Annotated in this window: 21 protein-coding genes and 7 pseudogenes; 11 read left to right on the top strand and 17 right to left on the bottom strand. The window is 43.3% G+C overall.

Annotated features, from left to right (window positions below; translation table 11 throughout):
• The first annotated feature begins 2 nt into the window (after positions 1-2).
• The 3 genes from V3224_RS20510 to istB all read left to right on the top strand — a co-directional run bounded on the left by V3224_RS20510 (position 3) and on the right by istB (position 2,721).
• A complete protein-coding gene (locus V3224_RS20510; RefSeq protein WP_334472379.1) occupies positions 3-695 on the top strand; it encodes a hypothetical protein in 693 nt (230 codons plus the stop codon).
• A 40-nt stretch (positions 696-735) separates the two neighbouring features.
• Positions 736-1,776: an IS21 family transposase gene (istA, locus tag V3224_RS20505; RefSeq protein ID WP_334472380.1), complete on the top strand. Its 1,041-nt coding sequence runs from the start codon at positions 736-738 to the stop codon at positions 1,774-1,776.
• A gap of 210 nt (positions 1,777-1,986) precedes the next feature.
• Positions 1,987-2,721, top strand: coding sequence for an IS21-like element helper ATPase IstB (gene istB, locus V3224_RS20500; RefSeq protein ID WP_334472381.1), 735 nt, complete (start codon positions 1,987-1,989; stop codon positions 2,719-2,721).
• A gap of 525 nt (positions 2,722-3,246) precedes the next feature.
• On the opposite strand, the pseudogene V3224_RS20495 reads toward istB, so the two are convergent.
• Together V3224_RS20495 and V3224_RS20490 are read right to left on the bottom strand one after the other, a co-directional pair.
• Positions 3,247-3,453, bottom strand: a pseudogene (locus tag V3224_RS20495) (Cox family DNA-binding protein); the annotation flags it as partial.
• 152 nt (positions 3,454-3,605) lie between these two features.
• Positions 3,606-3,749 (bottom strand): hypothetical protein, encoded by a 144-nt coding sequence (locus tag V3224_RS20490; RefSeq protein ID WP_442890761.1) that lies wholly within the window; start codon positions 3,747-3,749, stop codon positions 3,606-3,608.
• Positions 3,750-3,967: 218 nt separating this feature from the next.
• On the opposite strand from V3224_RS20490, the gene V3224_RS20485 reads away from it, so the two are divergent.
• From V3224_RS20485 to V3224_RS20470, 4 genes are all read left to right on the top strand, one after another.
• Positions 3,968-4,279 (top strand): helix-turn-helix domain-containing protein, encoded by a 312-nt coding sequence (locus tag V3224_RS20485; protein WP_334472382.1) that lies wholly within the window; start codon positions 3,968-3,970, stop codon positions 4,277-4,279.
• A 192-nt stretch (positions 4,280-4,471) separates the two neighbouring features.
• Positions 4,472-4,774, top strand: a complete 303-nt coding sequence (locus V3224_RS20480) for a nucleotide-binding protein (protein ID WP_334472383.1) — start codon at positions 4,472-4,474, stop codon at positions 4,772-4,774.
• 50 nt (positions 4,775-4,824) lie between these two features.
• Complete coding sequence (locus V3224_RS20475) at positions 4,825-5,100, top strand: ParA family protein (protein WP_334472384.1); 276 nt, start codon at positions 4,825-4,827, stop codon at positions 5,098-5,100.
• The gene (locus V3224_RS20470) at positions 5,097-5,369 is read left to right on the top strand and encodes a hypothetical protein (RefSeq protein ID WP_334472385.1); all 273 of its coding nucleotides are present in this window, start codon (positions 5,097-5,099) and stop codon (positions 5,367-5,369) included. The genes V3224_RS20475 and V3224_RS20470 overlap by 4 nt, the downstream gene beginning before the upstream one ends.
• Positions 5,370-5,434: 65 nt before the next feature.
• Here the strand turns inward: V3224_RS20470 and V3224_RS20465 are convergent.
• Positions 5,435-6,307, bottom strand: a pseudogene (locus V3224_RS20465) (replication initiator protein A).
• Between the two features lie 819 nt (positions 6,308-7,126).
• On the opposite strand from V3224_RS20465, the gene V3224_RS20460 reads away from it, so the two are divergent.
• Positions 7,127-7,519, top strand: coding sequence for a hypothetical protein (locus tag V3224_RS20460; RefSeq protein ID WP_334472386.1), 393 nt, complete (start codon positions 7,127-7,129; stop codon positions 7,517-7,519).
• Between the two features lie 168 nt (positions 7,520-7,687).
• Here V3224_RS20460 and V3224_RS20455 read toward each other — a convergent pair whose 3' ends face one another.
• The gene (locus tag V3224_RS20455) at positions 7,688-8,242 is read right to left on the bottom strand and encodes a recombinase family protein (protein WP_334472387.1); all 555 of its coding nucleotides are present in this window, start codon (positions 8,240-8,242) and stop codon (positions 7,688-7,690) included.
• A gap of 215 nt (positions 8,243-8,457) precedes the next feature.
• Between V3224_RS20455 and V3224_RS30230 the strand changes: the two are divergent.
• A pseudogene (locus V3224_RS30230) lies at positions 8,458-8,674 on the top strand (phage tail protein); the annotation flags it as partial.
• Between the two features lie 236 nt (positions 8,675-8,910).
• Here the strand turns inward: V3224_RS30230 and V3224_RS20445 are convergent.
• The 6 genes and pseudogenes from V3224_RS20445 to V3224_RS20420 all read right to left on the bottom strand — a co-directional run.
• Positions 8,911-9,321 (bottom strand): annotated as a pseudogene (locus V3224_RS20445) (tail fiber assembly protein); the annotation flags it as partial.
• Between the two features lie 740 nt (positions 9,322-10,061).
• A pseudogene (locus V3224_RS30225) lies at positions 10,062-10,292 on the bottom strand (hypothetical protein); the annotation flags it as partial.
• A complete protein-coding gene (locus V3224_RS20435; protein WP_334470401.1) occupies positions 10,279-10,869 on the bottom strand; it encodes a YmfQ family protein in 591 nt (196 codons plus the stop codon). The gene V3224_RS20435 and the pseudogene V3224_RS30225, both read right to left, overlap by 14 nt.
• 12 nt (positions 10,870-10,881) lie before the next feature.
• Positions 10,882-11,947: pseudogene (locus tag V3224_RS20430) on the bottom strand (baseplate J/gp47 family protein).
• The gene (locus V3224_RS20425) at positions 11,937-12,332 is read right to left on the bottom strand and encodes a phage GP46 family protein (RefSeq protein WP_334472426.1); all 396 of its coding nucleotides are present in this window, start codon (positions 12,330-12,332) and stop codon (positions 11,937-11,939) included. The pseudogene V3224_RS20430 and the gene V3224_RS20425 overlap by 11 nt, the downstream one beginning before the upstream one ends.
• 1 nt (position 12,333) lies before the next feature.
• Positions 12,334-12,885 (bottom strand): phage baseplate assembly protein V, encoded by a 552-nt coding sequence (locus V3224_RS20420; RefSeq protein ID WP_334472425.1) that lies wholly within the window; start codon positions 12,883-12,885, stop codon positions 12,334-12,336.
• 73 nt (positions 12,886-12,958) lie between these two features.
• Here V3224_RS20420 and V3224_RS20415 point away from each other — a divergent pair, with 73 nt between their 5' ends.
• Positions 12,959-13,330, top strand: a complete 372-nt coding sequence (locus V3224_RS20415) for a type II toxin-antitoxin system RelE/ParE family toxin (protein ID WP_334472424.1) — start codon at positions 12,959-12,961, stop codon at positions 13,328-13,330.
• A complete protein-coding gene (locus V3224_RS20410; RefSeq protein ID WP_334472423.1) occupies positions 13,317-13,640 on the top strand; it encodes a helix-turn-helix domain-containing protein in 324 nt (107 codons plus the stop codon). Before V3224_RS20415 ends, V3224_RS20410 begins: the two co-directional genes overlap by 14 nt.
• A 15-nt stretch (positions 13,641-13,655) precedes the next feature.
• On the opposite strand, the pseudogene V3224_RS20405 reads toward V3224_RS20410, so the two are convergent.
• The 7 genes and pseudogenes from V3224_RS20405 to V3224_RS20375 all read right to left on the bottom strand — a co-directional run bounded on the left by V3224_RS20405 (position 13,656) and on the right by V3224_RS20375 (position 19,454).
• A pseudogene (locus V3224_RS20405) lies at positions 13,656-14,701 on the bottom strand (phage baseplate assembly protein).
• Positions 14,698-16,020 carry a DNA circularization protein gene (locus tag V3224_RS20400; protein WP_334472422.1) on the bottom strand — a complete coding sequence of 441 codons (1,323 nt, stop codon included), beginning with the start codon at positions 16,018-16,020 and terminating at the stop codon, positions 14,698-14,700. Before V3224_RS20400 ends, V3224_RS20405 begins: the two are co-directional and overlap by 4 nt.
• A gap of 52 nt (positions 16,021-16,072) precedes the next feature.
• Positions 16,073-16,321: a hypothetical protein gene (locus tag V3224_RS20395; protein WP_334472421.1), complete on the bottom strand. Its 249-nt coding sequence runs from the start codon at positions 16,319-16,321 to the stop codon at positions 16,073-16,075.
• A gap of 5 nt (positions 16,322-16,326) precedes the next feature.
• The gene (locus tag V3224_RS20390) at positions 16,327-16,599 is read right to left on the bottom strand and encodes a hypothetical protein (RefSeq protein ID WP_334469485.1); all 273 of its coding nucleotides are present in this window, start codon (positions 16,597-16,599) and stop codon (positions 16,327-16,329) included.
• 294 nt (positions 16,600-16,893) lie between these two features.
• Positions 16,894-18,702: a phage tail tape measure protein gene (locus tag V3224_RS20385; RefSeq protein WP_334472420.1), complete on the bottom strand. Its 1,809-nt coding sequence runs from the start codon at positions 18,700-18,702 to the stop codon at positions 16,894-16,896.
• An 84-nt stretch (positions 18,703-18,786) separates the two neighbouring features.
• Positions 18,787-19,110 carry a phage tail assembly protein gene (locus tag V3224_RS20380; RefSeq protein WP_334469490.1) on the bottom strand — a complete coding sequence of 108 codons (324 nt, stop codon included), beginning with the start codon at positions 19,108-19,110 and terminating at the stop codon, positions 18,787-18,789.
• Positions 19,107-19,454 carry a phage tail tube protein gene (locus V3224_RS20375; protein ID WP_334472766.1) on the bottom strand — a complete coding sequence of 116 codons (348 nt, stop codon included), beginning with the start codon at positions 19,452-19,454 and terminating at the stop codon, positions 19,107-19,109. Before V3224_RS20375 ends, V3224_RS20380 begins: the two co-directional genes overlap by 4 nt.
• Positions 19,455-19,470: the final 16 nt, after the last annotated feature.

The following is a 19,470-nucleotide window of genomic DNA, read 5'->3' as shown; positions in this document are numbered from 1 at the left end:
TCGTGACTTTGAAAATAGACAGACCGAATATTGATATTCAACCGTTTGCAGGGGGCAGCAAAACGGAAGAAAGAACCGCGTTTGGTTCGAAAGAAATCACCGACAATCTTGAGAAAAATCTCAATGCCGATTTTGAGCGTGGATGGGGCATTTTGCCCGTGTCAGAATTGCCCACCATGCAGGATTTTAATGCGGTGGGATTTACCGTTAGCGCCCTTGTGACCCACCTTTACCAAAACGGGATTGCTGAATATGCCGAAAAGCAGATTTACAACAAAGGGGCGGCATGCCTGTCTGACGGTAATATCTATCTCTCAAAGACCGAAAACAACGCCGGCAATCCCTTAACCGATACCACCCAGTGGCAGTCGCTAAAAGACGCTATTTTATCCGCAAATATCGTGCAGCAAACAGGTAACGCCACTGATAAAGTAATGAGCCAGAAATCGGTGATAGATGCATTAAACAGCAAGCAGCCAAACGGAGACTACGCTACAAAAACAGAATTAACCCAAGGACTCAATACCAAGCTCAACAGTTCCGCTGTAAAACAAACAACGGGTAATTCGACAACCGACGTGCTAAGCCAAAAAGCCTGTAACGACAATTATGCCAAAAAGAATTCAGAAGAGCCCCTAAAAGTAGGCAGGCTTAACGTTGAATCACCAACGTTGTCACCGATCATGCAAAACTGATCCACTTGGTATTATTCGCACATTTTTGTACGGATAATTTATGTTAACCAAGGAGATATTTGTGGATATTCATGTTCGCTTTGCACAAGGACAAAGCCTTCGAAAAATTGCCCGTGAATTGGGCATATCCCGTAACACCGTAAAACATCATTTACAACAACAGACAATGCCAACTTATGCTAAAAGAAGTCAACAACCGACTAAATTAGCACCCTTTAAACCTTATTTGCTTCATCGAATTGAACTGGCTAAACCTGATTGGATCCCTGCAACAGTCTTATTTGATGAAGTAGTTGAAAGCGGCTATCAAGGTGGTATTGCTCAATTACGCCGATTTGTTTGTCAATTTAAACCAAGCATTGTTCCCGAAGCTGTCGTCCGTTTTGAAACACAGCCAGGTCAACAAATGCAAATCGACTTCACCAGCATCCGGCGAGGTAAAAAATCACTAAAAGCGTTTGGTGCAACGCTAGGCTATTCGCGTGCGAGTTATGTAAAGTTCTTTGATAATGAACGAGCAGAATCCTGGCAACAAGGTTTACGAGAAGCTTTCGACTATTTTGGTGGTGTACCACAGGAAATATTGTGTGATAACGCAAAATCCCTCATCATCGAACGGGATGCTTATGCAGAATGTGAACATAAATTACATGTTGAAATGCTTCAAATGTCGAAAGATTACAGGTTTAAATTGTGTGCTTGCAAGCCCTACAGGGCAAAAACTAAAGGGAAAGTAGAGCGCTTTAACCACTATTTAAAAAACAGCTTTATCGTACCATTAAATACCGACCTTCGTGCTCATAATCTTGAACTGGATATTGAGATAGCTAATGCAAGAGTGGGGCCCTGGTTACAACGCGTTGCCCATCAGCGGATTCATGGAACAACGTTAGAGAAGCCAGCAGATAGACTAGCTAAGGAAGTTAAGTATCTTCTACCCTTACCAGCAAGGGTTTGCCAATCTATCCCGCAGACTGATACGCTTAATATCCGTATCGTACCGCCCCTTGAATCTGTCAGTTTGCAACACTCAATCAGCGTATACGAAGCATTGCTGGGAGGTGAACATGTTATTGCATGAACAAATTGAACACCTGTGTGAGTCATTGAAATCACGAGTTTCGCACCAATAAAAAAACGCTCTATTTTTAAGTTTAATTCAGCATAATATATAAATAGATAAAACCTTATAAATTAAATATAACTTATTGTAAATTAAGTAAATTTATGCATTTCAGTAACTTGCAGATTAATCATTACTTTTAAGCCATTTCTAGAATTTTATAGGCCTGTGCGAAACTCGTGGAAATTAAATTCTATTCCGACTCATTGGTCATCACTTGCCGAACAATGCATTGCCCAAGACAAAAGCTACGGAGAGTTTTTACTGTCCCTATTAAAATGTGAGCAACAACAACGAGATGAACGAACCCGTAATCTTTTGAGTCGGATGGCAGGATTCCCAGCACATAAAGAACTTAATACGTTCGATTTTAAGTTTGCAACGGGGATCCCCAAACAACACATACAGGAATTAAGCGCATTAACGTTTATTGAACGTAATGAAAATGTCGTGTTGCTTGGCCCAAGCGGTGTAGGCAAAACGCATTTAGCTATTGGGTTAGGATTAAAAGCAGTACAGGCCAAGAAGAAAACCCGCTTTACCACGGCAGCTGAACTGATGTTGCAACTCTCAACTGCCAAACGACAAAATAAGCTCAAACAATATCTATCACGTTCGGTGATGGCCCCGAAATTGTTGATTATCGATGAGATTGGATACCTGCCGTTTGGGCGAGAAGAAGCAAACCTGTTTTTCAATGTGATTGCCAAGCGTTATGAGCATGGCAGTGTCATATTGACGAGTAACTTATCATTTGGGCAATGGCCAAATGCTTTTGCTGATGACGCAACATTAACTGCCGCTATGCTTGATCGTTTACTTCATCATTCGCATGTACTGCAATTAAGCGGTGAAAGCTATCGATTGAAAGATAAGCGGCGCTCAGGAGCAATCACTGAGTAAAAGTGGATCAATTTTGATTGATCGGATTTAGCTAAAAAGTGGATCAGTTTTCGGTGATCGTTGATGACGCAAGAAGGTTTACGACATCGCGTTCTTGTGTGTGATGTTCGGCGGGTTCACGCCATATGTTATTAATGATTTCTTCGGTTGAGCGTTTTTTTATTAGATATAATCGCAACAAACGGATTTCATCTTCCTTTTTACACTTTTCTATATAACTTGTTTGTCGCAGAAAATTTCTTTTACCTCTTGAATTCATGATAAAAGTCCTTCAACAAGAAGATTTATGCTAAGCACGAAACGTACTTACTACAAATCCACCTATTGGTTATTTGGTGTTTGTGTACGCTAGCGTCAGCGTACCCCGATCGGAAAGTCCCTACGTAAAGTAGGCTCAACTTCGCTTCACATAAACTTCATGCTCAGCTATCAGCAAATTACAGGCGCAACTTCCCTGCCATCCGTTTCACAGATTTTGTTTACTGATACCGTATTGTTAAAGAGCAGTTCCGCAGCAAACGCTGGCTATGAGCTTTCGTTCAGACTTTTTGCTTGGTCATTCAACCCAAGCCATTTAAGCCAAGCATCACGTTCTTCTGCGGGACGGTTGTAATAAGCTTCAAGGACTCTGCGATTAAATTCTGAGATGACTCCCCAGCGTTCACCAACACGCGCCGCAGCTGTTTCAGGATCGATTAACTCAACAACTGGCAATTTGTTGCTGGCTATCACACGAGTTTCGCACGGGCATATAAAATTCTAGAAATGGCTTCAGAACAGTAATTAATCTGTAACTTGCTAAGACGTATAAATTTACTTAAATTACAATAATTTATTTTTAATTTATGAGATTTTTTCTATTTATATATTATGCTGAATTAAACTTAAAAATAGAGCGTTTTTTTATTGGTGCGAAACTCGTGTATCATTCTCCTTACAGCGGTTTCTGGCTTTCCGAGTAGCTCAGAAAACTTTTCAATGCTGACTGCGTCAAGCGGATATTTAACCTCGTAATCGCTTTTAGTCATTGCTGCCTCATATCCTTCAAAGTGCTTCTGGGTACTTCTAAGTAGCTCTAAGTCCTTTAAGTCTCAAAATAGAGCTTGACATCTGTTATGCTTAACTCTGGGTGCATTGGCCACTATTTATCCAGTTTGTCTGGTCTTAGAGGCACTTGCAGATCAATAAAGGTTCTATAACGCAGACCTTTAATGAGAATATAGTCTATCATATGGAACCTTGTCAAATGAAAATGTCTCAAAAGATTAAAGCCATCAGAAAAGCAGAGGGGTTAACACAGATAACATTCTGTAAAATTAACGGGATAGCATTAAGTTCGTTAAAAAATTATGAAGGAGGACACGCGGAGCCAGGTCTTCAACCTATACTCCAAATTACAAATACGAGTCTTTTTGAAAAATATACACTCTGGCTGATGACCAATAAGGTAAAGCCAGGACCCGGGCAAATCGAACCGGCTTTTTCTCTCAGTGGCTCAGAAATTTCGGAGAAGAAGGATCAAAGAAAATCCTTCCATACGAAGGTGAATGGATGTTAGCACTACATGATTTTTGGATGGTGAGTGAAATAATAGTTATCTAACTAAAAGGGAGTTTTTCGCCTCATATAGCTATTCATTACAGCTAGTTATAATATATCAAGATATCACATTATCATTATATCTTGATATCTTCTCTCTATCTTGATATAGTGCTATCTTTATATAAAGATAGCTAAGGTAGAGGTTCTTATGATTTATGCTGTAGTTAATATAAAAGGTGGTGTTGGAAAAACAACTACCGCAGTTCATTTAGCTACAATGCTATCCCGAAACGGTAAAGTTCTGCTTATTGATGGTGATCCACAAGCAAGCGCCGCTAGTTGGGCAGCTTGGCGTAGAGATAACCAGAACTATACGCCTAGCCCAACAACCACTTGCCTTACAGGAAAAGCCATACTTAATGAAGGAAAAGCACTAGCTTTGAATTTTGATCATACCGTTGTTGATGTTGGTGGCGTGACGCTTCGGGATTACGCTCTTCCTTACTGCTAGCTAATAAAGCAATTATACCTATTGGGGTTTCTAATCTAGATGCAGCAGCGATGGCAGATATGTTAGAAATTTTAGAATTAGCGAAAGATTATAATCCTAATTTAGACGTGCGAGTGTTACTGAGTCGTGTAGATCCAAGAACGAAAGATACAAAAGAGATGTTAGAATTTTTAACTGAGCAAAACATTGCGGTACTTAAAAGTTATGTTTGTGAGCGTGTAGCTTTTCGTCGAGCAATCGGAGAGGGAGCAACAGTCTTTGAATTCGGAAAAGATAGCGCAGCGATAAAGGATATTGAATCATTTTTCGTGGAGGTTGAAAAATGAAAAAAAAACCGGATTTAAAGCTGTTTAAAGATCCTGAAAATTTTCTGAATGGGGGTGCGGCTGATATAGCTGAAAAAGATTACACATTTAAACATAAAGGTAAATTTTCAGAAAAAAAATTAACACAACAAAAGATATTTCGGTTATCAGTTGAAGTTTCAAATGCTCTTAAGCTTTATATTGCTCAATCTCAAGCAAATACAGGAATTAGGATCACAGAAACAGAAATAGTAGAAAAACTATTAAGAGAGTATTTAGATTTAAAATGATATCAAGTTATCTAACTATCTTAATATCAAGATATCTGATTTAAAATCAATCAATTAATTATTTTTTAAGAAATTAATTTATTTAACAATGTTTTTTTAAGCTTATACACCTCTTTCTTACCTTTTTCTCTTTTGCGTGAAGCTTCTGCTTGAGGAGTATTTTGATTGCGGTTTTTGAAAGTTACTTTATCTGTAGAAGCATCTAGGAAGATTTCATAATCTGGAAGATCATTAATTTTAGTCAGTTGCTTGATATCAAATTTAAATTTTCTAATCTCCCTAGATGACCCTGTTTTCTCATGAAGCTTTTCAAGACAGATAGTAAATTCAGCTTGATTACCACAATGCTTACGAGCAATTTCGTACAATCGTCTATCAATAGCTTTTCGTATGCGAAAATAGTCAGGGCTAATTTTTAACACTTTAGTTTTAGTTATCGCTTGATAAAGCCAATCTGGTAAAGTCACTTCAACCATTCCAATTTCAAGTTTACCTTTTTGTTTTTCAACAATACGCCAGCTATCGATTAATCCAAATTCCATTGTTTCCTGTTCATCTTCTGAATAAACAATATTTGTCTTAATCGTTGTACCTTTTAGGCGAGAAAGCGCCTTCTCTAATTCAAGATAAGATCGCCCACTTTTATTACGGTTAGTAGTGACAAAAAAATCGTAAGGCGTAAAAGCTATCGTCCGACTAATCGGTTGATTAATATTAATTGCTTCTTGTAACTTAGAAATAGCATAAATTCAAATATCTTTATCAAAGACCGTTGCCAATCCATCAGCATTTGGTTTTACTATTACAGTAACATTTCCATTGTTATATTTTCGTATCTTAATATCTCCACCTTTCAACGCAAAAAATGGATGCTCCATACTGGCTAATTCATCACGAAAAGTTAAAACATCAACCTCGTCAGCAATAAAAAATTCCAATTCTTTATGTTTATGTGGGCGTAATGTCTTCAAATTGAATGTTCCTATTTTCTTAAAATTAAGGTCATAAAGGTAATAATAATTATAAATATCAATAACTTAATTCATTCGGATTTACGGACATTATAGCGTGATTTACGGACAACACAAGAAAATCATAAAAAAATCTGTGGATAACGTTGTTTTTGGTTCTTGATTTACGGACAAACTATCGTGATTTACGGACAAGCACGATTTTTTTATTATTATAATCAAATGCTTATAACCTGTTTTTCGGCCTTTAACTATTTTAACTTATACATAATTATATTTAACTACGCGCGCGCGAGGCTTATCTGTGGATAACTTTTCTTGGCGATCGACACAGGAGAGTTTGGTGTGAACGTGCTAAATGTGACATCTGATGCTCTTCCGCTTCCTCGCCAAGACAGACTCGCTTTGCTCGCTAATCTTGGCTTGCGGCGAGCGGTGGGGGTTAAAATGAAATGACTATCTGGAAATCTTAGCTAAAAATCGAATTTAAGCGGCCTGTAAAGCGCTGTAAGGCGTTTTTTCTGTCAAAACATCCCACAAACAACCCCGCCCCCCAGAATCGCTTACAGCGCTATACGCGCTGTAACGTCCTTTCGTCTTCGACCCTTAACATCCGTATCGCTGAACAGCCTGTTAAAACCAAAACCCACTTAGCAGGGCGGCGCAAGCGCCTTAAGGTCAACAGCAGTCGCTGTTCGCACGGCTCACCGCTCACCGCTCCAACCCACAGCTTTGTATTGCTTAAGAAAATCAGTTACAATTAACAAAAAATGAGGAACATCACTTATGGGCCAAGTTGCATTTGACACACAAGAATTCGTTGAAACACTAGAAAACGCAGGGTTGCCGAAAGATCAGGCCAGAGCGATCTCTATCGCTGTTCGCAAGTCTCATGAAGTGGCCGATGTCGCTACCAAGCGCGATTTAGAGGATGTCCGAAAGGATTTATCCGCCGAAATCGCTGATGTCCGTAAAGACATGGAGCATCGCTTTGATAAAGTTGAAACACAAATAGCTGATGCAAGGAAGGAAGCGGCGGCTCGTGCTGATAAAACTGATGCAAAGATGGCCCTGTTGCAAAAAGATATTGAAAGTATATCAAACAAGTTAATCATTAAAATGGCTAGTGTTATGGTTGCGATTGTCGGGGTTGCAACAGCTATCATTAAACTGGTTTAAATCGATTAATACTAAAACCGCCTGTAAGACTTTCTGCGGCATTCAAATTCAAAAGTGCTACCATTTTACCTATATCAAGAAAACAACGTACAGAGCGTTCTAGGTGCCTTAAAATCGATTCCTGATGCCTACTCGAAGTCAAAATTTAGTTCTGAGCGCGATAACACTCTATCGATTAACTGGAAAATATTTGTAGATGCTAGCCAATGAAACGCCATACAGTAATGCAAGTTGTTTTCTACTATTGCCGGACTCAAGTAATTTTTTAGCCTGCTCTTGCTGTGCAGAAGATAACGAGCAAGGTCTACCGCCGATACGTCCTCTGCTTCTTGCTGCGGCTAAACCGGCCTTAGTACGCTCAACAATCAGTTCCCTCTCCATCTGTGCTAACGCACTCATCACATGAAAGAAAAAACGGCCTGCGGACGTAGAAGTATCAATGGCATCCGTCAAGCTATGAAAATGAATGCCTTTATCTTCCAGTTCAGAGATTAAGCCGATTAAATGTTTGATGCTACGCCCCAGTCTATCGAGTTTCCAAACAACTAACGTATCGCCCGTTTTTAAGCTATTTAGCGCGCGTTTTAATCCGGGTCTCTGGTCTGTTTTTCCGCTGATTTTATCCTCAAAAATCTGCTCACAATTTGAGCAAATCAAGGATTTTTGCTGTAAATCGGTGTTTTGGTCATTTTTTGACACCCTCATGTAGCCAATTTTTGCCATTTTCTACCCTTCTGTAAGCCTTGTAATCGCTGGTTATTATCTAAATTTTACCTAATTTCTCGGTTTTAAAAAACCTTGGTTTGTTGGAAATGATAGATTGTGCAAAAAATGCAACACCCAATCAGCGTAAAATTAACGGCAAAACGCTGACTCAGGATGTGCATCTAACCGCAACCGATGTTCATGCTGTTAGTCCCGAAGTATTGCGTGTCGAAATCCCTGTCGGTGTTCCTCTGCCTTGGCCTACTGAAAAACCGCCGGTAGGTTGGCGTATCTGTAACGGTGAGCGCTTCGATAAAAAACAGTGTCCACTTTTAGCGCTGGCTTACCCGTCGGGAAAGCTCCCTGATTTACGTGGCGAATTTATTCGGGGCTGGGATACAGGACGAAAAGTGGATAACGGACGCGAAATATTAAGCGTACAAAGTGATACCCTTCAAAATTTCACTGGAAACATAACCGGCATTCAGTTTGTCGGTCAATCATCAGCCAGTGGGATTTTCAAAATGGGAAGAAGAATGGTCAGTAGTAGCATTAATGGAGGAACCAGCGGCGTATTCGCTGTTGATTGCTCAGCCAGTTTTCAGTCTGGTTTGAGAACCGCTTCAGAAACAAGGCCGCGAAATGTCGCGTTTAACTACATTGTCAGGTCAGCCTGATATTCAACTTTACTCTGGTTTCTGTGGTGATTCCGGCCACGCAATGTCCGGCCTTTTGCTGATATCGACACGGTTTAGCAGCACACGGTATTTTTTCCAGACCAGCAGTGCCGCTTTTTCGGCTTCTGAAGCCATGTCAAGGTCTACCGCATCCTGCAACGGCGCTATAATTTTTGCTGCCTGCTCAAGCAGATAGTCTCGTTTATGGGTCGCTTGCTCCCTGATTTCATCTGCTGTATAAATGCGTGGAACAACCTCACCATCGATAAAACACCATTTTCGGTTAGGGGCCATCTCTTTAGGCCATTCTGATACTTCTGCTATGCTGCATCCTTCGGGACAGAAACCGCTGATATCGTAGCCCATCGAGCGTATAACTCCGTCGGCTTCATACTCGACTTTCATCGTATCGGGCTTAAAGCTTTTCTGGCACGCATACTAGTCCTGACCATCTTCCGAGATAAGGAAAATCGCCCCAACAGCGTGTTCTAGCCATTTTTTATCAACAGCATCACGGTGATAGCGTTTGAAATTTTTAATATTTTTCATCACATAAACCACACATTTATCCATTCACCGTTAACGTTTTTTTGTATGAGACGGCGCTGAACATAATCCACATAGGCATCAACGTTTCCGTTATACACGCCGGTTATTACATAATGAGGTTCCTCACGATAGCCTGGCCCCTTCCATACCTGAACCTCCTGCATATGCCCCAATCGAATATCTTTTACGAACGTAGTATTGACATAATCCCAAGTAGCGCGGCCATTGACTTTGTTATCCACCCAGCCGCCTAAAGTCCCACCCCAAACGGGTCCTGTCACATCACCGTTTTCGTGAAAGGTTGCGGTTCTGCCGCCCCATGAGATGGTTAAATTTTGACCGAGAGTGACACCGCCATTGACGGTTCCGCCGGTTCGTTTATCCAGTGCGTTTTTTGCACAATCTATCATTTCCAACAAACCAATGTTTTTCAGAAAAAGATTCTTGTCTGGGATGTCAGCCCCATTTTGATTTTTTGCTAATTTTTGATTTAATAAATTAATCACTGTTTCCGAAAATTTCGCATCATTACCAAGCGCTTTTGCAAGCTTATTTAACGTGTTCAAATCTACTGTCGCACCATCAACTAACGCGAGTTTTGCTTTATTCGCCTCTGTCTCAGACAATTTTTTGACAGCCTGATAAAGCTGGTCATGCTGGCTTTTATTAAGACGAATACCTGAGCGTTCAATAACGGTACACACTTCCTCTTGTAGTGCATCATAAAGATCACTATTCAATTTTGTTGACGGTGTTCCCGTAGTCGGATCGCCGTTGGTAAACCCGTTTTTTCCCTGCCCGAATTTATCTTTTTGGGCGGTAGAGGTATCAATTCGATGCATCATTTTCTCCTTTAATGTAGGCAAAAAGTACTTGGGTATGTGAAGGACACAGGCGCTCAATAACACATTCCACGGCGCTATCTCCCCACGTCCTAATCGACTCATTGCAAGCACTGGTACAGCTAATCCAGCGTACATTCGCTTCAGCAGGAATATTCACCCGCCAGTAATAGCGCCACTTATCGTCCCAAGTCAGATCTGGCGTACTATCAAGATGTTGAAATTGTTCTATTGTTGCTGTTGGATAGCCCAATATTTCCAACTGCTTTTTGAAAAAAGCCGCATTAATACCGCCCACATTATTCACTTTGGCATCAAGCACTTGTTGCCTTTCTTCTAGCGTTTGCGCTCTATTAGCGAGGCATTTATCCGGCAGTCCGCATAATTTTTCGTAACGGTTAATTAATTCAACCGATTGGGCCGGGTTAATTTCAATCATCAGGCTATCAGCATGTTGATGGGCTTGTGCCAGTGAAGGGGCTAGCCCTTTAATGAGCGGATCTTCTTCATCCCATGCGGGGCCAGGCGGTAATAACGTTCGCAACAATTGCGTATATTCGTCGTCCAGATTTGTCATGATGCTCACTCCTTAATATTTTGCCCACGTGACCTCACCCAATACCGGCACTTCCGTCTGGGCTAATTCAATATCTACCGTTGGCGCAATAAGACGATGGGCGACCTCACCTGCTGCAAGGCTGATGGCTTCAGCGAATCTTGAAAGAAAAAGCTTGCTGCCAGGCTTGCCTTCTCGCTGTAAGGAGGCTTTGATTATCTGCGATAACCGCTGCCCGTATTTCTGGCGTATCCGTTGATAAGGCTATCGAAATAGCAACGGTTTTTGCTGTAACGGGGAAAATAGTTAAGCCACTTCCGGCAACAGGAGCAAGGGGTAAGATATGCTCTCTGACTTTGGTTAAGATTTCCTGTGTGGGGGCAGGATGGTCTACATCATCACTGGCAACCATCACCCCAACCGTGCCGATACCGTTCTTATGTCGATGTGTCCATGCACGACTTATGCCTAAAACTTCTTTCGCCCAGCGAACATAATCACTATCCCCACCCCCTTGTGGTGTATCGTACCAGCGCGCCATGATGCGTTGTCGCCAGCTATCCAAATCTTCAATATCGGTTCCCGTCCTGATGTTATCGGCATAACAGGTAGACGACAGTCCCGTTATCGGGGTTGCAAGACGTAACGCGATACCATCTTCACAATTGCCAGCCTGACCGCTGCTGTTTGCAACGACGGGCACGCGAAGTACACCCCTTGCTGATATTGTTGGGGCCGTTGTGGTGTAGATTTGACCATCATCACGGTGTATTTCCGTGTCAGCGGGCATCGATAGGGCATTTTGTACACCCTCCCACCGAACAAATCCGCTCGCTTTGGTTGCCCCTTTACGTGGGCAGCGTTTGATATTACCGTGACGAATCAGCCATTCCTCATCCGCCAAATCCGGCAAGATATTACGCGCTAAATAATCGATATAGCCGTATAGGGTATGAATAGCGGCGGCCTGTACTCTGGCGTACACTTCAGCATCGAGGCGGCGTAATACGCTATCTTCATTAAATCGGGTGAGCAAATCACCGCGAATGGTGTCTATCAGTTGTGGCAGGGTCGGGCGCGAAAAACCGCTAGTTTGCATGGATTACGCTCCACAGGTTGTTGAATGTCATGGTTTTTATGTTATGGTCAGGTAACGTCAGGATGACAGTTGCCATTAATCTATCGATGCCTGAGCGTACTACCTCAATATCAACCCGAAGCGCGAGACCGTCGTCTGTCATCCATGTGAGCGCCTGAGCGATATATTCTTTTGCTTTTTGTGCCGTCTGGTTAGTTAAAGTGCTGCGTTTTAACAAGTGCAATCGAGAGCCAATCCGGTCGTTTTGTACGGTCGGCCACGTATCGCCCCACCACCCAAACGGCGTATCTGTGTCATCATCCGGCTCAGCGCGTTGCCAGGTGAACAGCGAGATAATCACGGCACGGCTTAATCGGTCATCATGTTGAATGGGAACGCCTGTCATGTTATTTCATACCTTGAGTAGGTGTGCCGGTCATACCGCCACTATCGCCTGAATGAGCATGGCCGTTGTACTGTTTCCTCATCGTGCTTAATGAACCCACTTTATCTTGCACCTCGGCAGCAGACGTGATCGATTTCTCCGCCTTGATTTCACCGGGTGTTTCAATTAATGCGGTATTAAGTACCACCTTGTTTTTGGCATTCAGGATGAACGTCTCTGTCGTCGCCTCTATCAACCGTCCGCGTTTGAGCACTATGCTATCGCCTTCATCGGTATAGATAGCCACCTCACCACTTTTGAGACTTTTTAATCGATGGCGTCGGTCAGCCACGTTAATAACAATCCCGTGAGAACGATCACCGGAAACGAATAGCGCGACACCTTCTGCGCCAGAATGCGCGGTCGAGGTAAAGCCGTAAGGCTCGAGATATTCCACCATGTGCTTTACCTCGCCAGCCAATAAGCCAGCATCGACGGTCTGACACGCTTTTGTACTGTCGAGTCTTTGCACCAATACCCGCGACCACAGGCGCGACAAGCCGCGCTGTAGCATGGCTAGGGCGTTTTTTATTGAATTACTCCAAATTAAAAGTTGTTAATTATGCCCATATAGGTATAATTAAGTAATGGAACTACACATAAGAAAATTATTTTGGCTTGGTTCATCCAAGAAGGACTTGAAGACGATGCCGAGTGATGTTCAAGACACATTCGGTTATGCGTTGCATCAAGCACAAGCCGGAAAGAAACACCAACAAGCTAAATCTTTACAGGGATTCGGCTCAGCAGGTGTTATTGAAGTTGTCGAAAACTCAGTTGCTGGTACGTTTCGGGCGGTCTACACCGTTAAATTTGAAAATACAGTTTATGTACTTCATTGTTTTCAAAAAAAGTCACCACGTGGTATTGCAACACCAAAACCAGATATGGACTTGATTCTGGAACGACTAAAAGCAGCTGAATCACATTTCAAAGGAGACAAAAATGATAGAAATTGAGGAAGGTAGTGGTAATATTTATGCTGATTTAGGCATAGCTGATTCTGATGAGATGCTGGTAAAAGCACAGCTTGCAACTAAAATCAGTGAAATTATACAAGGTAGAAAATGGAGTCAGTTACATGCTGCTGAAGTCCTCTGTATTCCTCAATCTAAATTATCCAAGATGCTGCGTGGGCAGTTTCGGGGAATCAGTGAATCTAAGATGCTTGATTGCTTGACTCGACTTGGACGTGACGTCCAAATTGTAGTTGGGCCTGCTCGTCGTGCTGTATCCGCTGGACGTGTCGATGTTGTGTTCAGAAAATAATATATTGCTGCACATCTATATATCCGTTTCTTCTTGTGCGTTCAATTCTTCAAGTGGTGGAATATAGGCGGCTTCCGGTGCAACACGGAGTTCACAGAGTGTTCCGCCTTCGTCCTGCGTATAAACAACTTCGCTAATGACCAGTTCCCGATTGTTAAAGCAGAGCACGGGATCAAAAACAATAACCCTCTGGTTAGGTTTCCACAGACTGCCGTCACCTTGCCGCCAACCTTGCACCGTATAAGTGGTTTCCTCGGTTCTGGCTGCCCGTTGCTGCGCTTCAAATTGACTCCGAGCGCGACAACTGGCTCCGGTTGAATTGCCGGATTGCTGGATATGTTGCGGACGATAGCGCGTTATCTGGCTATCTCTGGCTCTGGCGCGGAGTGCTGTCAGCGTGGCTTCACCGTGATCAACATCATCACCTGATCGTTGACCCGCAACCTGATATTCCGAAAAGCGTTCACGGATACTCTGTTCCGTATCACAGGTGAGAATATTTTCTCCCCAGACAAGGGCCGTTGTCGCACGATCATTGCCGACTGTACCAATTAACAGATTGCCCTCTTCATCATCCCAGGCGAGCGCCTGTTGGCTTCCTAGCGCCTTGTTTAATACTTCGTGTACTGTTGCCTGAAAAGCCTGTAGCGGCGTTTTTGGGGCCTTTTGGCTAATGACCTTAATGCTAAACGGTTTTGCCAGTTCTGACGCGATTTGATGTAAGGTTTTGCCCGTAAAAAGCGTCGTATTCGCCGCACAGTCGATTAAATCTGCTGTCTTACTACGACCACTGATACCAACCTGGATACTTTTAGCGTCATAACGTATCGGTGTGGCTTCAATCCAGCCGGTGAGGACTTTATCCTGACCGATGAGGACTTCGACAAGTTCACCTTTTTTAATTCTGGGTTGTAACGGTACGCTTCCTGATCCACCAGGCCATTGGCGGGTGATTTCTACGTTGAAATCGCGTGAGAGCCGCTCTATGCCTGCTGAAATCTGTACCCGCGTCCAGCCCCCCATTCGCGACCGTTGACGCGCAATATCACGTAATCACTCATCTTGCAGGTACTCTCAAGGGTTTAACCGGTATAAAGCCTGGATGATTAACGGCATTCCGGCTGGTGATATCGGTTTCCCGTGCCGCATTGTCATACCACTTGGCAGCCAGAACCAGCGCCGGTAGCACTGCCTCGGGCGTGCGTGTTACCGTTTTTTCAACTTGCGCCAGTCGTGTTGCAATATCCCGGTTAGCATCGGTTTTCACCTGTTGCAAGGCAAGGAACAGCGCATCATCAAGCGTTAATGCCTGTTCGTGCTCGATAGCCTGATTCAGCGTTTCTCGCACCGTGACCAACGCATCCCACGTTACCGCCGCCAGTCCTTCAATGTGACTGCCTGCCGTATGAGAAACCGCGTGTAATGCGGGATGGGATATATTGAAGTGTACCTGACGTTTTGCACGTTGATTAACCGGTAATAGGGCTGTACGCGGCGGCGGTAATTGTGTTAATCGCCAGGCGGTTTCATGGATCGCGGTCGTGCGCAAAACAGCGGCGATAGCATTACCCTGAATGCGTTCAGACTGTACGCTTGGCCTGTCGCTTTTCCATACTCCACGCGGCGCTAAATCATTCCCTAGTGTGACACCCGATAGCGTTTTGATTTGCTGTGCCAATGTAGAAGCATCTTGCGCGGTACGCCTGCCAGCACGCCACATCCGCTGTATCGCTTCGACCAGGTTTTTACCGGATGAGCGGGACTTTAAGATCACCGAAATATCGCCATGCAATAGCCTTGACGCGGCAGTAATGCCGCTATCAATAGTGTCAAAGGCTTTGGTGACGTTGTTAATCATGCTTTTAGTCCGTGCTAACACGCCAGCCTGTGCAAAATCCGGTAAGCCTTTTAAGCCCACATGAGCAAAAGCTTCGCCAATGCGATCATTTAGTGCTGAACAGGAAGAAATTAACGTTTGGCCCGTCGCAACACCGGCTGTTGGGAAAGAAAGCTCTCCAGCCTCAACCACGCTAAAACTAACACGACACATACGACCTTCGCGCCCGCTATGGCTGACTCTCACTTCACCGTCAATACAGACAGCTATTTCACCGTAGTAGGGATGTACCAGCGTTCCCGGCCCTGGCGTATCAATAGCCACAATGAGCCGATCTCGGACATCGAAGAAATCATCACCGACCAGATAGGCATTGATAGTAAATCGCCGGGTGGCGCGTCCAAGATCTTCGGTATAGGGCTTATCCCGATTCGGGTATTCGTGAACCTGTACACGCCGTCCGAACGTCCCCTCGTCGTCTTCTACCTGAAACGGTACGCCGCGAAAAGACGCTGGACGCAGGTTATCTTTCCAGCTCGTCATCTAACCCTCTATATTTAAATAAATGTGATTTTAATCAACAAATGTTATTGTATTACCAGGGCTTGTTTTTCAGTTCAACGGTGCGAAGTTTTTCCATTACATAATTGAAATAATTATCTGCATCTATTTTATTATCGAAAGGAACTCGTTTTAGACCAATCCCATCAAACAGAATTTCAAAGGGGGAATTGGGATTTGACTTGTTAGGATAATACTTTTTTACAAATCTCAGTTTAGATAGGTTAATAATAATGTCTTCGTTTTTGTCATCTTCACGATATTTTATTCTTGCAAATTTCATCGCTTTTACCCCTTGCGGTTTTCTTTTGGTGATAAATCAATTACCTCTAATTTACTGGCTATATACTCGAAATAATCATCACGTTCTTTTATTGTTTTAAAATACTTAACTTCAGGGTAAATATTTATATTTGGGCCATTTGGTATATTGGATGGAATATATTGTTTGCCTCCTTTTTTTATTTCTTCTATAGCCTCAAAATTAATCCCTATCGTTTTCGTTGGTTCGTAGGCGTCGCCATTGTCGTAATTATCAACGTCTATTGTTAAAAAACTCATATTACTTCTCCTTTGTTTTTACTTACTGCTTGGAAAATCGGTTATAGCCGACATCGAAACTCACCCAGGGTAGGACATTACCAACGGGGGCGACATGCATACCTGGCGGAGTGTTTTCAAAGATAACACGAGTTTCGCACCAATAAAAAAGCGTTCTATTTTTAAGTTTAATTCAGCATAATATATAAATAGAAAAAATCTCATAAATTAAAAATAACTTATTGTAATTTAAGTAAATTTATACGTCTTAGCAAGTTACAGATTAATTATTGTTCTGAAGCCATTTCTAGAATTTTATATGCCCGTGCGAAACTCGTGGATAAATCTGACCTCACCGTCTCGGGGCTCAGTTTTGCTAAATGAATCCAGGGTGTTTTTGGGGGCTTCCGTAAATTGCCAGTTACCCTTGTCATCTTTAAGTAAATGACTGTTGCCAATCATTGAACGACCAAACTCGCTCCAATCCCGCGCTGTCCGGATATTTTGAAACCATTCATTACCGCCAAACATCGCATTAAGACCCTTGTCGACAAGCGGTTCGACGCCCATTGATATCCCCCCAATCAGCCCGGCTTTTCCCAGTACGCCCTTGATGCCAGAGGGACTGTTTTTAGCCAATGTTTTCATCTCATGGGTGACATTGCGAATCGATTTCACCATATCGACAGCCCATTTTGTCGTCACAAAAACGAGAATGCCGGCAAGCACGGTTTCCCAACCGCCGATTGCCTGAATAACGTCATCAATATCTTGCCACACCGCTTTAATAATCGGGCCGATCGTTTCCCAGTTGTCGACAATAAGTCCACCGCCTATGACCATTAACGTGACCAGTTTACCTAGCCTTGACATTTTCATCACGCTGTTAAAAATCCTGAAAGCACGGGTGACAACACCGACTGCTGTCGCGGTGCCCAACAGATAAAGACCCCATCTGGCGAAGGATTTAATCAGTTCTGGATTGGCTTTTACCCAGGTGCGAAATTGCTCAATCAACGGCTGAATTTTCTCTGTTGTTTCAACAATTGATGGTAGAAAAATACTACCGATACTTACGCTGGCAACATGCATCTGGTTTTTAAACAGTTGGATAGCATTTGCCGTGGTTGCCGCACGGCTAGCGTATTCCTTCTGCATTGAGCCGCCGTACTTTTGTTTGTCTGCAACTCTATCAAAATTAACTTCCAGTAATTTAAGGTTGGTGAGAAGTGGCGCAATTGATCCCAGAGATTCAGAGCCAAACAAGTCATTTAATAATGCCATCTGATCTTTTTTAGGCAATTGTTCAAGGGATTTTAAAACCATCAACATCGCGCCTTTCGCGTCTTTCTGCATCTGTGCGGCCAGTTTTTTGGGGCTGATTTTTAAGGTGTGTAGTGCGATTTTTTGCGATTTTGTCGCTGATTTCCCCTTGGTTAACGCCAGCATAAAGTTCTTAATGCCGGTTGCCGCCACATCTGACTCAACACCCATTCCGGCAATGGTTGCCCCAAGGGCCGCTATCTCACCGGAGGCGAGACCGCCCACTTCACCCAGCGGGCCAATGCGGGTCACAATTTCAGAGATTTTGGCGGCATTGGCTGGCCCGTTATTGCCAAGGTAGTTGATTTTATCGGCCAGCGAGACGACATCATTTTGCGTTAACCGGAAGGCGGTACGCCACTGTGCCATCATCTGCCCAGATTGCTCAGCTGTCTGGTCAAAGGCGATACCCATTTTTACGGCGGATTGTGCGAAGGACATTAATTCTTCTTTCGCTATCCCTGCCTGACCGCCTGCGGCCACAATCTGACCAATGCCATCTGCGGCCATCGGCAATGCTGTCGATAGCTTAAGAATATCTTCCGACATCTGTTTAAACTGCGCAGGCGTATCAAAATCAACCACCTTGCGGACATCAGCCATCGTCGACTCAAAGTCTATCGCCTGCTTGATAGGGCCAGCCATTGCGGTAACAACGCCAGCCCCTAATGCAGCAGCCCCTGCCAGTCCTGCGCTAAATTCCTTCTTGAAGGACTTCATTTCACGCCGCATCCCCTTTAACGGGGCAGAGAGTTTATCGACGGCAGTGATGATTGCTTTTAACTCAAAACTATTAGCCACCCTGTCGCTCCTCGTTGATGCGAACAGCCTCCGCTTCCAGATCAAAGAACTGGCTTAGCGGATGCTGGCGTAATTCAAAGGGGTTTATGCGCCAGAACCAGGCAACGTTGTAAAATCGTCGTCTGAGAGATCCAAGTTCTGGGCACTGGTAAAAAAACTCACGATGGTCATCGAGGCGACAAATACATCATGTAACGATAACTGTTGCGCTGAAGAGCGTGGGATATTAGCCAGCTCAGGAAGATAAGCGAGTGCTGAGCGCGTATCCAGGCGTGTATCGCCTCGCTCGGAATAACTAAAGGGAATACCAAATTTTTCTACCTGATCAAACGTAGGTTCCTGAATATCCAATACCGATACTTCTTTGTTCTGTACCTTAATTGGCTTACTGAGTGTAATTGATTTCATTGATAAAATCCTTCATCTCCGTGAAACTCCATTTCGACAGTGCCTTCAAGTGGGTTATAGGTAGATTCACCTGACAACCATGCGCCAGACAATACGTACACCATGCCGTTAGCTAATTCGGCGGTAATGGTCATTTCATCAGCAGAGGTTAATTTTTGGATTGGAAAACTGTGTTCTACTTTGAGTTCAGCCTTAATATACGGTGCCTTGTGCGTTTCTTTGTAATGTACACTGCCATCAGCGCCGACAATGTCCTCTCGAATGACGGTATTCATCGGCACTTCCAGATTACCGTTTACTGATAATTGATTACCATCTGTCTTAAAATACACGACGCCGCCTATTCTTTTTTGCCCGTCA

Origin of the sequence: Arsenophonus sp. PmNCSU2021_1, from assembly GCF_036919435.1 — a bacterium.
GTDB lineage: Bacteria > Pseudomonadota > Gammaproteobacteria > Enterobacterales > Enterobacteriaceae > Arsenophonus > Arsenophonus nilaparvatae.
The sequence above is the reverse complement of the archived record's forward strand: the minus strand, read 5'-3'. Positions and strand labels throughout refer to the sequence as shown.

Excerpts from the sequence above, each read along its gene's own strand:
- istA (WP_334472380.1), top strand. The coding sequence starts at position 736 with ATGTTAACCAAGGAGATATTTGTGGATATTCATGTTCGCTTTGCACAA.
- V3224_RS20490 (WP_442890761.1), bottom strand. The coding sequence starts at position 3,749 with ATGACTAAAAGCGATTACGAGGTTAAATATCCGCTTGACGCAGTCAGC.
- V3224_RS20485 (WP_334472382.1), top strand. The coding sequence starts at position 3,968 with ATGAAAATGTCTCAAAAGATTAAAGCCATCAGAAAAGCAGAGGGGTTA.
- V3224_RS20480 (WP_334472383.1), top strand. The coding sequence starts at position 4,472 with ATGATTTATGCTGTAGTTAATATAAAAGGTGGTGTTGGAAAAACAACT.
- V3224_RS20475 (WP_334472384.1), top strand. The coding sequence starts at position 4,825 with ATGGCAGATATGTTAGAAATTTTAGAATTAGCGAAAGATTATAATCCT.
- V3224_RS20470 (WP_334472385.1), top strand. The coding sequence starts at position 5,097 with ATGAAAAAAAAACCGGATTTAAAGCTGTTTAAAGATCCTGAAAATTTT.
- V3224_RS20460 (WP_334472386.1), top strand. The coding sequence starts at position 7,127 with ATGGGCCAAGTTGCATTTGACACACAAGAATTCGTTGAAACACTAGAA.
- V3224_RS20455 (WP_334472387.1), bottom strand. The coding sequence starts at position 8,242 with ATGGCAAAAATTGGCTACATGAGGGTGTCAAAAAATGACCAAAACACC.
- V3224_RS20435 (WP_334470401.1), bottom strand. The coding sequence starts at position 10,869 with ATGACAAATCTGGACGACGAATATACGCAATTGTTGCGAACGTTATTA.
- V3224_RS20425 (WP_334472426.1), bottom strand. The coding sequence starts at position 12,332 with ATGACAGGCGTTCCCATTCAACATGATGACCGATTAAGCCGTGCCGTG.
- V3224_RS20420 (WP_334472425.1), bottom strand. The coding sequence starts at position 12,885 with ATGCTACAGCGCGGCTTGTCGCGCCTGTGGTCGCGGGTATTGGTGCAA.
- V3224_RS20415 (WP_334472424.1), top strand. The coding sequence starts at position 12,959 with ATGGAACTACACATAAGAAAATTATTTTGGCTTGGTTCATCCAAGAAG.
- V3224_RS20410 (WP_334472423.1), top strand. The coding sequence starts at position 13,317 with ATGATAGAAATTGAGGAAGGTAGTGGTAATATTTATGCTGATTTAGGC.
- V3224_RS20400 (WP_334472422.1), bottom strand. The coding sequence starts at position 16,020 with ATGACGAGCTGGAAAGATAACCTGCGTCCAGCGTCTTTTCGCGGCGTA.
- V3224_RS20395 (WP_334472421.1), bottom strand. The coding sequence starts at position 16,321 with ATGAAATTTGCAAGAATAAAATATCGTGAAGATGACAAAAACGAAGAC.
- V3224_RS20390 (WP_334469485.1), bottom strand. The coding sequence starts at position 16,599 with ATGAGTTTTTTAACAATAGACGTTGATAATTACGACAATGGCGACGCC.
- V3224_RS20380 (WP_334469490.1), bottom strand. The coding sequence starts at position 19,110 with ATGAAATCAATTACACTCAGTAAGCCAATTAAGGTACAGAACAAAGAA.